Source organism: Bradyrhizobium semiaridum (assembly GCF_020329505.1).
Lineage (GTDB): Bacteria > Pseudomonadota > Alphaproteobacteria > Rhizobiales > Xanthobacteraceae > Bradyrhizobium > Bradyrhizobium semiaridum.
The window spans coordinates 406,266-420,162 of sequence record NZ_JAGKJJ010000002.1 but is presented as its reverse complement, the minus strand read 5'-3'; the positions used below and the strand labels follow the sequence as shown (position 1 = coordinate 420,162).

13 protein-coding genes are annotated in these 13,897 nt (G+C 65.3%); 3 read left to right on the top strand and 10 right to left on the bottom strand.

From position 1 onward, the window contains the following. Window positions 1-13: 13 nt before the first annotated feature. The 7 genes from J6500_RS04285 to J6500_RS04255 all read right to left on the bottom strand — a co-directional run bounded on the left by J6500_RS04285 (window position 14) and on the right by J6500_RS04255 (window position 7,439). The gene (locus tag J6500_RS04285; RefSeq protein ID WP_225711418.1) at window positions 14-1,165 is read right to left on the bottom strand and encodes a Gfo/Idh/MocA family protein; all 1,152 of its coding nucleotides are present in this window, start codon (window positions 1,163-1,165) and stop codon (window positions 14-16) included. After that, window positions 1,162-2,568 (bottom strand): hypothetical protein, encoded by a 1,407-nt coding sequence (locus tag J6500_RS04280; RefSeq protein WP_225711417.1) that lies wholly within the window; start codon window positions 2,566-2,568, stop codon window positions 1,162-1,164. Before J6500_RS04280 ends, J6500_RS04285 begins: the two co-directional genes overlap by 4 nt. Before the next feature lie 12 nt (window positions 2,569-2,580). Further along, a complete protein-coding gene (locus tag J6500_RS04275; RefSeq protein ID WP_225711416.1) occupies window positions 2,581-3,429 on the bottom strand; it encodes an ABC transporter ATP-binding protein in 849 nt (282 codons plus the stop codon). Between the two features lie 25 nt (window positions 3,430-3,454). Beyond that, on the bottom strand, window positions 3,455-4,453 hold the full coding sequence (locus tag J6500_RS04270; RefSeq protein WP_225711508.1) for an ABC transporter substrate-binding protein: 999 nt from the start codon (window positions 4,451-4,453) through the stop codon (window positions 3,455-3,457). Between the two features lie 121 nt (window positions 4,454-4,574). After that, the gene (locus J6500_RS04265; RefSeq protein WP_225711415.1) at window positions 4,575-5,384 is read right to left on the bottom strand and encodes an ABC transporter permease; all 810 of its coding nucleotides are present in this window, start codon (window positions 5,382-5,384) and stop codon (window positions 4,575-4,577) included. A 255-nt stretch (window positions 5,385-5,639) separates the two neighbouring features. Then, window positions 5,640-6,341, bottom strand: a complete 702-nt coding sequence (locus J6500_RS04260; protein ID WP_225711414.1) for a TetR/AcrR family transcriptional regulator — start codon at window positions 6,339-6,341, stop codon at window positions 5,640-5,642. A 249-nt stretch (window positions 6,342-6,590) separates the two neighbouring features. Further along, on the bottom strand, window positions 6,591-7,439 hold the full coding sequence (locus J6500_RS04255) for a VOC family protein (protein ID WP_225711413.1): 849 nt from the start codon (window positions 7,437-7,439) through the stop codon (window positions 6,591-6,593). Window positions 7,440-7,682: 243 nt separating this feature from the next. On the opposite strand from J6500_RS04255, the gene J6500_RS04250 reads away from it, so the two are divergent. Further along, entirely contained in the window at window positions 7,683-8,576 is an 894-nt protein-coding gene (locus tag J6500_RS04250) for a sugar kinase (RefSeq protein ID WP_225711412.1), read from the top strand. An 11-nt stretch (window positions 8,577-8,587) separates the two neighbouring features. Further along, the gene (locus J6500_RS04245; protein ID WP_225711411.1) at window positions 8,588-9,571 is read left to right on the top strand and encodes a ribokinase; all 984 of its coding nucleotides are present in this window, start codon (window positions 8,588-8,590) and stop codon (window positions 9,569-9,571) included. Here J6500_RS04245 and J6500_RS04240 read toward each other — a convergent pair. After that, entirely contained in the window at window positions 9,516-10,733 is a 1,218-nt protein-coding gene (locus J6500_RS04240; RefSeq protein WP_225711410.1) for an NAD(P)/FAD-dependent oxidoreductase, read from the bottom strand. The two genes, J6500_RS04245 and J6500_RS04240, sit on opposite strands and share 56 nt — an antisense overlap. 269 nt (window positions 10,734-11,002) lie before the next feature. Here J6500_RS04240 and J6500_RS04235 point away from each other — a divergent pair, with 269 nt between their 5' ends. Next, a complete protein-coding gene (locus J6500_RS04235) occupies window positions 11,003-11,800 on the top strand; it encodes an enoyl-CoA hydratase/isomerase family protein (RefSeq protein ID WP_225711409.1) in 798 nt (265 codons plus the stop codon). A gap of 173 nt (window positions 11,801-11,973) precedes the next feature. Here the strand turns inward: J6500_RS04235 and J6500_RS04230 are convergent, their stop codons facing one another. Together J6500_RS04230 and J6500_RS04225 are read right to left on the bottom strand one after the other, a co-directional pair. Next, the gene (locus J6500_RS04230) at window positions 11,974-13,314 is read right to left on the bottom strand and encodes a TRAP transporter large permease (RefSeq protein ID WP_225711408.1); all 1,341 of its coding nucleotides are present in this window, start codon (window positions 13,312-13,314) and stop codon (window positions 11,974-11,976) included. Continuing rightward, a complete protein-coding gene (locus tag J6500_RS04225; RefSeq protein WP_225711407.1) occupies window positions 13,311-13,895 on the bottom strand; it encodes a TRAP transporter small permease in 585 nt (194 codons plus the stop codon). Before J6500_RS04225 ends, J6500_RS04230 begins: the two co-directional genes overlap by 4 nt. Window positions 13,896-13,897 lie beyond the last annotated feature (2 nt).

Sequence of the window (13,897 nt, the reverse complement as noted above, 5' to 3'; positions counted from 1 at the left end):
CAACGGCCCTTGTTCAGACCACGATCGGCGCGACGTCGATCCAGCGCCGCTCCTTCCAGCTCTTCAGCGCACACTCGGCGAGTTGTACGCCCTTGGCGCCTTCCAGCAGCGTGTGCTTGTAGGGCGCATCCTCACAGACGTGGCGGATGAACATTTCCCACTGCTCCTTGAAGCCATTGTCGTAGACGACGTTTTCCGGCAGCTTCTGCCAGTCGGCGTAGAAATCGTGCAACCGCTTCTCGTCCGGGTTCCACACCGGCCGCGGCGTCGCCTGGCGCGCCTGGATCATGCAGTCGGTGAGGCCCGCGACCGCGGAACCGTGGGTGCCGTCGACCTGGAAAGTCACGAGGTCGTCGCGATAGACCCGTGTCACCCAGCTCATGTTGATGTGGGCGATCACGCCGCCCTTGAGCTTGAAAGTCGCATAGGCGGAATCATCTGCCGTCGCCTGGTACTTCTTGCCCTTCTCGTCATAGCGCTCCGGGATGTCGGTCGTCCCGATGCACACCACGCTCTCGACCTCGCCAAAGAGATTGTCGAGCACGTAGCGCCAGTGGCAGACCATGTCGAGGATGATGCCGCCGCCGTCCTCGCTGCGGTAGTTCCACGACGGGCGCTGCGCCTCCTGCCAGCCGCCCTCGAACACCCAGTAGCCGAACTCGCCGCGGACCGAGAGCATGCGGCCGAAGAAACCGGAATCGCGCAAGAAGGCGAGCTTCTTCAGGCCGGGCAGGAACAGCTTGTCCTGGACCGTACCGTGCTTGAGGCCCTTTGCATTGGCGAGTTTGACCACCGCGACCGCCTCTTCCAGGTTGGTCGCGATCGGCTTCTCGCAGTAGACATGCTTGCCGGCGTTGATCGCCTTGGTGAGCAGCGACGGCCGCGCCTGCGTGGTGGCGGCGTCGAAGAACACGGTATCGGCCTTGTCCGCCAGCGCGCGGTCGAGATCGGTGGTGTGACGTTCGATGTTGAACCGCTTGGCCAGCGCCGCGACCTTCTCGGCATCGCGGCCGACCAGGATCGGATCGGGCATGATGCGGTCGCCGTTCGACAGCAGTACGCCGCCCTGCTCGCGGATCGCGACGATCGAGCGGATCAGATGCTGGTTGAGCCCCATCCGGCCGGTAACGCCGTTCATGATCAGGCCGAGGCGTTTGGTGGTCATAGTGTCTGCTCCTGCAAAAGGCGTGAGGTGGGCCGCTTCAGCGGCTGCATGGCGGACCAGTCCGGATGGACCGAACTGGCAAAGCCGGGGGCGGCGGCGATTGATCCGGTCAGGAGATCGCCGTCATGGATCGCGAGGCGGACTTTTGCGCCGTCGCGCCTGTAGAGATCGGGATGCGCGGCAAGGAAGGCATCGGCCTCGTCGGCCGGCGTCTCGGCAAAACCGTCGACATAATGGTGCCCGTTGCGCTCGGCATGGGTGACGCCGATCAGCGCGCCGAGCGCAAGATCCTGCTGCACGGCAAGCCCGGTCTGGCAGGTCAGGTCCTCGCCGCTGATGAAATACGAATCGCCCGCTGCGCTCCACACCGCGGCGCGCGCGGCGTTGATGATCGACTTGTAGATACCCTTGCACGATTTCGAGGAGATGCCGCGATAGCCGAGCGCCCGGGCCGCCGGGAATGCGTCGTAGGAATCGTCGGCCTCATCGATGATGAAGCTGCGCGCGGACAATGCCCCGAGCGGCGAGGCCTTCGTAACCTCGCGAGGCATCGGCTGTTCGATGTAAAGCAGATTTGCCGCGATCGGCGCCAACGTCGCGTCATGATCGAGCTGGTCGACCAATGCCTTCAGCGTCGCCAAGTCGGCATACTGCTCATTGGCATCGAGCGTGACCTTGACCGGGTATGCCAGCGTCGCGAGCTCCTTGCCGATCCGCGCCAGTCGCGCCGCGTCATGCGCCGGATCGCCGTTCAACTTGAGCTTGAAATAACGCGCGCCGGCATTCTCTCGGAGGTCGGCGACACCGCCTTCACCCTCGATCCTGTCGTCCATGCCGACGGTGTGCCGGATCGCAACGCGACCGAGCGGCTCGCGCGCGGCAAGGAACCGCGACACGGCGATGTCGTCGAGATCAGGCGACAGCCGCGCATCGACACCTGCGATGTTCGCGGCCATGCCGTCGAAGAAGCTCACACCGGCTGAGCGGAGGGCCGCGTCCAGGATAGCCTTGTCGATTTCCGCTGGGCCAAGCGCCGCGACGAGCGGCGGGATATCCTCCGCGGCGCAGGCTGCGACGTGCGCACCGATGCATCTGGCGTGCAGGCCGAACGCGGTATCGAGGTCTGGATTCGAAAGATACAGTTCGCGCGCGATGGCGAGCGACCGGCGGAGCTCGTCGACGGTCTGCTCCGGCGTCAGATGCGGCCGCTTGTCGAACCATTTCGCCGCCAGCATTTCGGCGGTGACGCCGACGGCGCGCCCGCTGCCTTCGACTTCGATCTCGACCCGCACGAACAGCTGCGTCGACGCACTGATCGTGACGGCGCCAAAGCGGAACGGACGGGCAAACGGCACCGGTCGTTCGAAGAAGGTGATATCCCTGACAGCGAGGCGAAGCGGCATCGAAGCTCTGGCCTAGTCCAGCGTTCCCTGCGTGAAGAAGTGTTTTCGGATCCGCTGCACCAGTTCGGTGAAGACGGGATCCGACATCGAATCCAGCGAACGCGGCCGCGGCAGCGGCACGTCGTAGATCGCAGCGATCGCACCGGGCCGCTCGGTCATCACGAGCACGCGGTCGGCGAGGAACACGGCTTCCGGAATCGAATGCGTGATCAGGAGCACCGTCTTGCCGGTCTCGCGCTGGATCCGCATCAGCTCGACATTCATGCGCTCGCGCGTCATGGCATCCAGCGCGCCGAACGGCTCGTCCATCAGCATGATCTTGGGATCGTGCACCAGCGCGCGGCAGATTGAAGCGCGTTGCTGCATGCCGCCCGAGAGCTGCCAGGGCAGCTTCTTCTCAAAACCCTCGAGCCCGACCAGCTTGAGCAGCTCCTTGGCACGCGCCAGATACTTGTCCCGCGGCAGCTGCTTCATGTCGATCGGCAGCATCACGTTGGAGAGGATGTTGCGCCATGGCAGCAGCAGCGCGTTCTGGAACACGATGCCGACATTGCCGTGCGGCCTGGTCACCTTGTCGCCGTCGATCAGCACCTCGCCCGTGGTCGGCGGCAACAGGCCCGAGATCATCTTGAGCAGGGTGGACTTGCCGCAGCCGGACGGGCCGACCACGACGAAGAACTCGCCGTCATTGATGGTGAAGTCCAGCGGCCGCAGCGACGGCACGTCGCCGTCGCGCGACCGGTAGGTCTTCGACACGCCGGACAGTGTGATGCCCGGCGCGGCGCTGCCGGCGCGGTCCGACACCAGGCGCAGATGCGCGGCGGGTTGGCTGACGTGAGCTGGTTTCGTAGCAGCGTTCATCGCAGCTCCCTCTCCCGTTGATGCGTCACGAACCACCCTTCGGCAGATAATCGTTGGTGTAGAACGCCTTCGGATTGTCCTTGGCTTTGGCGTCGAGGCCGCCATATTCGACCATCAGGTTCACCGAGTCGGTCATGTTCTCGTCGGTGACCTGGAACGGCCGCTTGTCCTTGGTCTCGGGCGTGCGATAGAGCGGGATCGTCAGCTCGAAGCCCTGCGTCAGCGTATCGATCTTGCCGCCCTTCGGGTTGGCGTCGAGGATCGACTGCGCCGCGGCCTTCGGCTCCTTCTCGGCGGCTTCCACCGCCTTGGTCGTTGCCGACATGAAGCGGCGGACCAGGTCGGCATTGGCCTTCACATAGTTGGAGTTCGCGATGATGCCTGATGACACCATGTGGATGCCGTAGTCTGCGAACTTGATCGGATAGACGTCCTTGCCGGTGGCGTCCTTGATCTTCATCGACTGGTCCATGACGTAGCCGAGCAGGAGATCGGCCTGGCCGTTGATCACGGCGTTGAGCTTGGTCTGGCCGTCGCCGGCGACGGTGTGGAAGTCGCTCTCCTTCAGGCCGGTCTTCTTCAGGAACAGCGGCCAGATCTGCGTCATCGAGTCAGCCGGCGTGATCGCCACCGTCTTGCCCCTGATGTCCTCGGGCTTCCTGATGTTCTTGTCGACAAAGCCCATCGCCGACATCGGGCTGGTCTGCAGCAGCACGCCGGTCGCGATCACGGGCGCCCCCTTCACCGCGGCGCGCATCATGGTGGGCACGTCGACGTAGCCGAAATCGGCGGTCTTGGCGGCCACTGCCTGCGTGGTCGCGGCCGAGCCGCGGCCCTCCTGGATCTCGAGGTCGATGCCTTCGGCGGCGTAGATGCCCTTGGCCTTGCCGTAATAGAACGGCGCGTGCTCGCCATAGACGTACCAGTTCAGCATCAGCACGACCTTGTCGGCGGCGGCCGCCGGCGCCATGGCCGATACGGTCCAAGCCAGCGCGGCAATGACAGCAGTGATTGATCGCATCAGATAACCCTCCCGTTATTTTTTCCCGTCATTGCGAGCGAAGCGAAGCAATCCATTCCTCCAACTGCGGCACTGTGGATTGCTTCGTTTTGCTCGCAATGACGAACGCTGTTTCTTTTCAACCCTACGAAGCGAAGATGATGTCGTCGCGCTGGCTGACGTGCCAGGGGATCACCAGCCGTTCGATGCGGTCGACGATCCAGAACAGGACCACGCCGAGCAGCGCCAGGATCACCAGCGCCGCGAACATCGTCGGCAGGTCGAAGGTGCCGATCGAGCGCTGCATCACATAGCCGATGCCGGAATTTGAGCCGACGAACTCACCGACGACGGCGCCGACCACGGCAAGCGTCACCGAGACTTTCAGGCCGGAGAAGATCGCGGGCATCGCATGCGGCAGGTTGACCGCGCGGAACACCGCGAAGCGGCCGCCCTGCATGGCGCGGGCCAGATCGACCATGTCGGGGTCGACCGATTTAAAACCCTGTACGGCGGAGACCACCACCGGGAAGAAGCCGAGCAGGAACGCCGAGATCACCTTCGGGATGATGCCGAAGCCGAACCACACCACGAACAGCGGCGCGATCGCGATCTTCGGCACCGATTGCGAGAACACCAGCAGCGGATAGACGTAGCTCTCCACCGTTCTGGAGCCCGCGATCAGCATCGCGACGGGAATGCCGAACAGTGCCGAGAGCAGGAAGCCGCAGATGGTGGCGTAGGTGGTCGGCCAGGACTGTCGCAGCAGCTCCGGCCAGTCGGTCCACAGCACCGCGACGACGTCGCCGGGCGACGGGATCTGGTAGGCCGGGATGCGGAACAGGCGGATCGCCAGATCCCACGCCACCACGATGACGACCAGAAACAGCAACGGGCGCACCCACGCCGCGTTCAGCACCTTCGATGCGATTGAAGGGCTCTTCGCCTCCGCCACGTCGCGCTCCCTATTGTCGGTTCTTCGTTGGTGAAATTAACCCGTTGGATAAATACTGTCCAGCCCCCTCGCGCGCGGCAAATGCACGCCGGGATTTGCGACTTTCGTCAGGTGGAAATTACAGGATTGACGGCCCGTAGCCCGGATGAAAGCGCAGCGCAATCCGGGATCAAACCATCCGCGGAGCGAGTGGCCCCGGATTGCGCTGCGCTTCATCCGGGCTACGCAGGTGATACGCGCCGCGAGATCGCCGCCTCACACCACTCGGTGTTCGAGCGACGGCAGCGCGGGCGCGCCGACGAATGCGGCGGTGGACTTGCCGGTCAGCGCGGCCAGCACCAGCGCGATCATATGCTCCAGCCGCTCGTCGCGCGCCTCCTTCTTCAGGAGGTCGCGGCCGAAGATCACGCTCAGCGTCGCGCTGTTGGAGAGATAGAAGAACGCCAGGCCCGCGATCGAAATGTAGAGCTGCACCGGATCGACCGCGACGCGGAAATCGCCGCTCTCGACGCCGCGCGTCACCACGGTGCGGATCATCTCGACAAACGGCGAGTGCATCGACTTGACCTTGGTCGAGCGCTTAAGATGCTTCGCCTTGGCGAGGTTTTCGGTATTGAGCAGCGCCAGGAACTCGGGATTGCGCAGGAAATAGTTCCAGGTGAAATCGATCAGGCGGCCGATCGCCTCGGGTGGATCGAGATGCTCGAGGTCCAGCGTGCGCTCCTCGGCGCGGATCTTCTCATAGGCGCCTTCCAGCACCTCGAGATAGAGATCCTCCTTGTTGCCGACGTGGTAGTACAGCATGCGCTTGTTGGCGCCGGCCGCGGCCGCGATGCGGTCGACCCTCGCGCCCGCGAGGCCATAGGCGGCGAACTCCTGCTTGGCCGCCTCGAGAATGCGCAGCCGCATCCCCGCGGGGTCACGCTGCCATTTCAGGATTCGCTTTGCCTTGGCCAAATCGATTGCTCAGTGATGCCGGTTGGTCAATGTAGCACGATGCGCCCGGTTTGCGAACGAATGTTGTGATGGTGGGCGCGCGCAAAATAGGTCTCGCATTTGCGGCATGGCCTCGCTTTTTTCTCGTCGTTCCGGGGCGTGCGTCAGCACGAGCCCGGAATCCATCAACCCACAGGCGTTGCGGATGAATGGATTCCGGGCTCGCGCCAAGAGGCGCGCCCCGGAATGACGAGAGAATGGAGCTTGCGGCTACTCTTCCGTGCCTGGCGACGGCTGCACCAGCAGCGTCGGCACACCGCAGGTGCCGCTGCGCACCGTCATCACACGGGTGCCCGGCTTGCGGCCGGTGCGGACGTCGGAGACATCAACGCCGGCCGCCGTCAGTCGCGCGTGGGTGGCCTCGATATCGGAAACACGCCAGCAGATACCGCGCAGCCGATCCGAGGCGCCCGGCTCCGCCTTGTCCGGCCGATGCGTGACCTCGACGACGAGATCGCCGCAGCGGAAGAACATCAGCCGTCCCCATTCCGGGTGCGAGCGGTCGAGCGCCATGTCGAGCCCGAGTCGCGCGCCGTAGAGCGCGGCACAGCGTTCCGGGTCCGCCGTGGAGACGACGACATGGTCCATCGCGGTGATCGATGCCGGCGTGGTGCGTACCGACAGCGGCCGTTCCTGGTCGCGCTCCAGGAAAAACATGCGGACGCCCCGCGTCGTTTCGGTCGCTGCGCGAGTGCGCTTCCACGACAGCACCGCGCCGCTGGCCTCATCGCGGCTTTCGACCTCGACGACCGGCTCCGGCCTCAGCGTCAAGCGGTCGAGGCGGCGGTGCAGCCTCGTGATATCACTGGTGCGGAAGCAGAGGCTCGCCAGCCCTTCGCCCTGCGTCGCCAGCGCACCGCGGACGCGCTGCGCGGCCTCGTCGTCGCCGCGTGGCGCCATCAATTCCAGCGTGGTGTTGTCGAGCGTGAACAGCACGCGGTCGGCGCCGTCGCCGCTGTTGCGCCAGGAGGGTGCCCGCGCGAACAGCGTCTCATAGGCAGCGGCCGCCGCCGCGATGTCGCCGGTGAGGACGACGACGTGATCGAGACCGGTGATCATGGCTGGTACCCTCCCGAATCTGGCGTCATTGTGCCCTCCTACGCTGCAAGTACGGCGCAATCCCGGAACCGCTTCCAGCGGACGGCCGTTATGCCGGATGCCAGAACGGCCCGCGGACCACGTCAACCCGTCACTCTAGCCGCAATCCAGGCAGGGTTGCGAATAATTTCAGCGAACTCGGCGGAGCAGCGATGCTAGTCTGCATCACCGGCCGGGACCACAGCAAGCCACGACGGAAAGCGAATGCAGGCTCTCTTCATCGGACAGACCTATATCGACGTCACCTTCATCACCGACCATATGCCCGTCGGCGACGAGAAGCACGTCGCCGACGCCTATGCGGTGTCGTTCGGCGGCAACGCCGTGACCGCGGCATTTTGCTGCGCCAAGCTCGGCATCGCGCCGGACCTGATCGCCACCATGGCCAATGACTGGCTGGGGCGGATGTTCTGGGACATGGCCGACCGCTACGGCATCTCGATGCATCCGCGCAAGGTCAACTCGTCCTCGCTGTCCTTCATCATGCCCAAGGACGGCAAGCGCGCGATCGTGCGCTGCCGCGACGACCACCACATCCACCCCTTTCCGCTGCTCAACCTGCAGGGCTGCCGCGCCCTGCATATCGACGGCCATCAGCCGGACGCCGCGATGCACTACGCCAAGCAGTGCCGCGAGGAAGGCATTTTGACCTCGCTCGACGGTGGCGGCCTACGCACCAACACCCACGAGCTGCTGCAATATATCGACGTCGCGATCGTCGCCGAGCGGCTGTGCGAGCAGATGGACAAGACGCCGGAGCAGATGCTCGACTACCTCAAGGAGCGCGGCTGCAAGGTCGGCGGCATCACCATGGGCGAGCGCGGCCTGCTCTGGTATGACGAGGCTGGCGCGGTGCGCACGCTGCCCGCGTTCCCGATCTCGCGCCAGCGCGTGATCGACACCAACGGCGCCGGCGATGTCTTCCATGGCGCCTACATCTATTCTTATCTCTCCAACCCGAGCAAGGGCTGGCAAGAGCATTTCAAGTTCGCCCGCGCGGCATCGACCTTCAAGATCCAGAAGCTCGGCAACGAGGCCGGCCTGCCGACGCTGGCCGATATCGCGGCGGTCAAGCAGGAGTTTCGGGCGGACGCTTGATCGGGTGAGGCATGGGGCGCGTCTTCGTCGCTGGCAGTATCAACATGGATGTGGTGGCAACGGCCGAGCGCCATCCGCGGATTGGCGAGACCGTCGCCGGCGAAGCCGTGTTCTACTTTCCCGGCGGCAAAGGGGCCAACCAGGCGGTGGCCTCGGCCAAGCAGGGCGTGCCAACCACGCTGGTCGGCCGGCTCGGCACCGATGCGTTCGCGAAGGAGCTGAGAACGTTCCTTGCCGCACAAGGCGTCGATCTCGGCTTCGTCAAGCACACCGACAACATGCATTCCGGCACGGCGATCATCACGCTTGCCAATGCCGACAACACGATCGTCGTCGTGCCGGGCGCCAACGGGCTGGTCGATGCTGATGACGTCGCAGCGCCTGTCCTTGCAAAGGGCGACGTCGCGGTCAGCCAGTTCGAAATCCCGCTGCCGACGATCGCGGCGTTCTTCGAGCGCGCCCGCGCCGCCGGCACCACCACAGTCCTCAATCCGGCGCCAGCGAAAACAGCCGACTCCGCGCTGCTCGATCTCGTCGACATCCTGATCCTCAACGAGACCGAGCTCGGCGTCCTCGCCGGAACCGAGCTCAGCGACGGCGACCCGCCGGCGCGCTTTGCCGAGGCGGCGCGGAGCCTGGCGCAAGGCAAGACCATCTGCGTCACGCTTGGCAAGCGCGGCGTGCTGGCGCTGCTCGATGGTGGTGAGCCGATGCTGGTGCCCGGCCGTGAGGTGAAGGCCGTCGACACCACCGGCGCCGGCGATTGCTTCGTCGGTGCGCTGGCCTCGCAGCTCGCGAGCGGCGAGCCGCTGCGGGATGCGCTCGCCTACGCCAACGTCGCCGCCTCGATCTGCGTGCAGCGAATGGGTGCCGCGCCGTCGATGCCGACGCGGGAAGAAGTGGAGGCGCTTCTCCCCCCACGTCGTCCCGGCGAGATTGTTACGTCAGCGCGCTCTTCAGATCAAAGCTGGCATCCGCCGCCTGCTCCGGCGTGATCGAGCCGCCGGCGCCGAGCAGCCTCCGGCCGAACATGTGATCGCCGGCGCGGTTGACCGACTCGATGCCGAGCAGCCTATCGCCGCGATAGCAGAACGCCGAGAACGCGCCCTGCGCGCGGTCGCCGCGCACCACGACGCGGTCGTAGCCGGTGGTGAGGCCGGCCATCTGCAGCTTGTCGGGACCCTGGTCGCTCCAGAACCACGGCAGCCCGTCATAGACCTCGGTCTTGCCGGTCAGCCGCGCGGCCACGCAGCGGGCGTGGTCGGTCGCGTTCTGCACAGATTCCAGCCGCAGCGATCCGCCGAACCGCTTGCTGGTGTAGAGCGCGCAATCGCCGATCGCGGAGACATTGGGATCGGCGGTCGCAAGATGCTCGTCGACGATGATGCCGGACGCCACCGGCAATCCCGCCTCCGCCGCGAGTTCGACATTCGGCAGCACGCCAACACCGACCACGACGAGATCGGCCGGGACGTGGGTGCCGTTGCTCAGGCTGACACCCGTCACCTTTGCGCCGCTGGCCTCGATCGCCGTCACTTGGACGCCGAGGTGAATGCGAATGCCTGCCGCCGCATGCCGCGACTGTGAAAACTCGGAGATCTCCGCGGTCACGGCCCGCGCCATCACCCGCGTGGCGAGCTCGACCACGTCGACCTCGAGACCCTTGCCGCGCGCGGTGGCGGCGAATTCGAGGCCGATGAAGCCGGCGCCGATCACGACGACGCGCATGCCGGGCTTGATCATGTCGCGCAGCGTCTGGCTCTCGTCGAGCGTGCGCAGGTAACGCACCGCGTCGAGTTTGGCGTTGGGGATATCGAGCAGGCGGTTTCGCGCGCCGGTCGCGAACACCAGATGGCCGTAATCGAGCGAGGCGCCGGAGGCCAGCGTCACCTTCCGCGCGCTGCGGTCGACCGCATGGGCACGGTCGGTGATCAGCTCGATCTTGTTGTCCTGGTAGAATTTGTCGGGCCGGAACATCAGCGTCTCGGGTCCGCCGGTTCCCTTCAGATAGGCCTTCGACAGCGGCGGCCGCTGATACGGCAAATGTCCCTCGTCATTGAGCAGTGTGATGCGCTCGGCGAAGCCGGCCTGGCGCAGCGACGCCGCGAGCTGGAAGCCGGCGTGTCCCGCGCCGATGATGATGACCGCACCCGTCATCGCGACAACCCAAATCCGAGCGAGCAGGAGTGACCCATGCCGTTCCTCTCCGTCGATGTTAGCTTGCTTGCCCCGTCCCCGCAGCGCTCGTGTCTGCGTACCCGAGGGCGGGCACCATTTGGCCCGATGGCCCGCGCCGGCGCAAGGGGGGTCTCCACCAAATCGAGCTGCCCCTGCCGCCTGCGGCAAGGCTGGATTGCCAGGCCTGCCGCCAAGGCCTTAAATGCCGGGAAACAAACAGCCCCAAGGTCTTCAACAAGGTCTTCAATATGCCAGAACCCGCCACCACCCCCGCCAGTGATCCCGCTTTGCTCCGGATCGACGGTGCCATCGCGACCATCACGCTGAACCGGCCGGCCGCCTTCAACGCGATCGACATGTCGATCGCCAAGAAGCTCAGGCAGATCGGCGCCGAGGTCGAAGCCAACAAGGACGTCCGCGTGGTGGTCATCGAAGGCGAAGGCCGCGCCTTCTGCGCCGGCGGCGATCTGCAGACCATCGGCGCCGCGGCCGAAGCCGACAACATCCCAGCCGTGGTCGGCGAGATGCTCGAGAACTATCACGCCTTCATCACCGCACTGCGGCGGATGCCCAAGCTGGTGCTCGCCAGCGTGCACGGCTCGGCAGCCGGCGCCGGCCTGTCGCTCGCCTTCGTCGCCGATCTCTGCATCGCCGCCGAGGACGCCCGCTTCACGCCCGCCTATGCCAAGATCGGCGTCTCGCCGGATGGCGGCGGCACCGTGGGTCTCGCCGCCAGCGTCGGCCCGCGCCGCGCGCTCCAGATATTCCTCGCCGAGGATAATTTCACCGCGCAGCAGGCGCAGCAATGGGGCCTCGTCGCCAAGGTGGTGCCTGCGGCCGAGCTCAAGAGGGCGACGCGAGAGTTCGCATTGCGGCTGGCGCAGAACGCTCCGGCCGGCCTCGCCGCCACCAAGGCGCTGATCCATCAGGCGCCGACCACACCGATCGAGGCACAGCTCGACGCCGAGCGCGACGCCATCATCGGCTGCATGAACACCGACGAGTTCCGCGTCGCCGTGAAGAAGTTCACCAGCAAGTCGAAATAGCTCCTGATGGCCTTGCGGTCCCGCTCCTTTCTGTGTCTCCGCCACGGCGCCACTGACTGGAACCGGCAAGGCCGATTTCAGGGCCGCCCGGCGCGGCCACGCTGCGGCTCGCGGGCTCGGCGATCGGTGCGCGTCGCATGGACCGGAGACGCATGGGCCGGCGAAGAAATCAGTCAGTTCGGACAGATATAGCCGGTGCCGCCGGGCGCCTTGAAGCAGCCGACCGATTCCGGGATCACCTGCTTGGGCAGCCACAGCACGACCTTCGGGAAATAGATCGTGAAGCAGATCGTGACCAGGAACACGACATAGATCGGCAGCGCCGCGCGCAGCGCCTTCACAAAACTGATGCCGACAAATTTCGAGGCCATCAGCAGCACCAGCCCGTAGGGCGGCGTGATCAGGCCGAAGGCGAGCGTCGCGATCAGCACGACGCCCATATGGACGCCGTTGATGTCGCCGGCCTGGGTCAGCGCGTTCACCAGCGGCATGAAGATGATGATGGTCGGCACCGGCTCGATGAAATCGCCGACCACTGTGAACAGCAGCACCATCAGCAGCATGATGAGTTGCGGATCGTTGCCGGCGATCGCGGTGATCCAGTCGGCGATGTAGATCGCCCCGCGCAGGTAAGCGAGCATCCAGCCGAATGCGTTCGCAGCGCCGATCGTGATCAGCGGCAGCGAGAAAATCAGGCCGGCAAGGCAAAAATCGTAAGGGATCTTCTTCAGATGCCCGCGGTTGAGCGCCGGGATTACTACGATGATGATATAGGCCACCGCGACCACGCCGGCCTCGGTCGGCGTGAACCAGCCGGTCAGGATGCCGCCGAGCAGGATCACCGGGATCATCATCGGCAGCGCCGCGTCGCCGGCGGCAAAGGCGACCTGGCGCAGCGGCGCGCGCGGCTTGCGCAGGCCGGAGGGACCGAAGAAGTAGCAGTAGATCATCAGCCCGAAGCCGATCATCAGCCCCGGCACTACGCCGGCCATGAACAGGCCGGCGATCGAGACATTGCCGACCGCGCCGTAGACTACCGCGGTGATGCTCGGCGGCACCAGCGCGGCGATCGTCGAGGCGGAGGCGATGATCGCGGCGATGAAGGCGGGCTCGTAGCCCTCCCGCTTCATCGGGCCACCGAGCGCCCGGCTCATTACCGCGACGTCGGCGGTGGTCGAGCCGGACATTTCCGAGAAGAACATGCTGAAGACGACGACGACCTGCGACAGCCCGCCCCTGATGTGACCGACCAGCGACACCGACAGGTTGGCGATCCGGACCACGACGTTGGCCGAGCTCATGAGCTCGCCGACCAGGAGGAAGAACGGGATCGCCAGCAGCGCCTCGGAATCGACGCCGTCAAAAATCTTCTGGATGATCGCTGCCAACGAGACATCCGACAGCAGCGCGCCGATGAACACGCCGGCCATCAGCGAGAACGGCACCGGCACGCCGAGATAGCCGAAGAACAGGAAGCTGACCGACATCAGCAACAGCACGATCGGCGCGCTCATGGCTGCGCTCCGGTCTGCGTGCCGGTGTTGATCGCGGAAATCGCAAGATCCTCGTCGGGCGGTTCCGGGTGGTCAAAACCGTTGCGAAGGCCATTGACGAGCTGCTCGATCGTGAACAAGCCGATCAGGATGCCCGACAGCGGAATGATCGCATAGAGCGATGCGATCGGCGTGCCCGATGGCAGCCGGAAGCTGCCGAAGCCGCGGAGATAGTTGAGATAGCCGTACCAGACGAGACAGAACGCGACACCCAACACAACCAGGCGGATGATGATCTCGACGACCAGCCGCGACCGGCCATGCATCGCCTCCGAGATCGCGGTGAGATAGAGGTGGTCGTTGCGGCGTGTCGCGACCGCGGAGCCGATGAAGATCGCGTAGATGAACAGCGTCGACGTCACCTCCTGCAGCCACAGCCAGGGATGGCCGATGGTGCGGGTGATGATGTCAGCGGTGACCGACAGCGAGAAGCCGAAGCACAGCAGCCCGCACAGCACCATCAGGATGAGCTCAAGCCGGTCCAGCGCGCGCCACTTCAGATGCCGCTGCCGTTGCAGCACCAGTTTGTCGGCGATGGCCATGG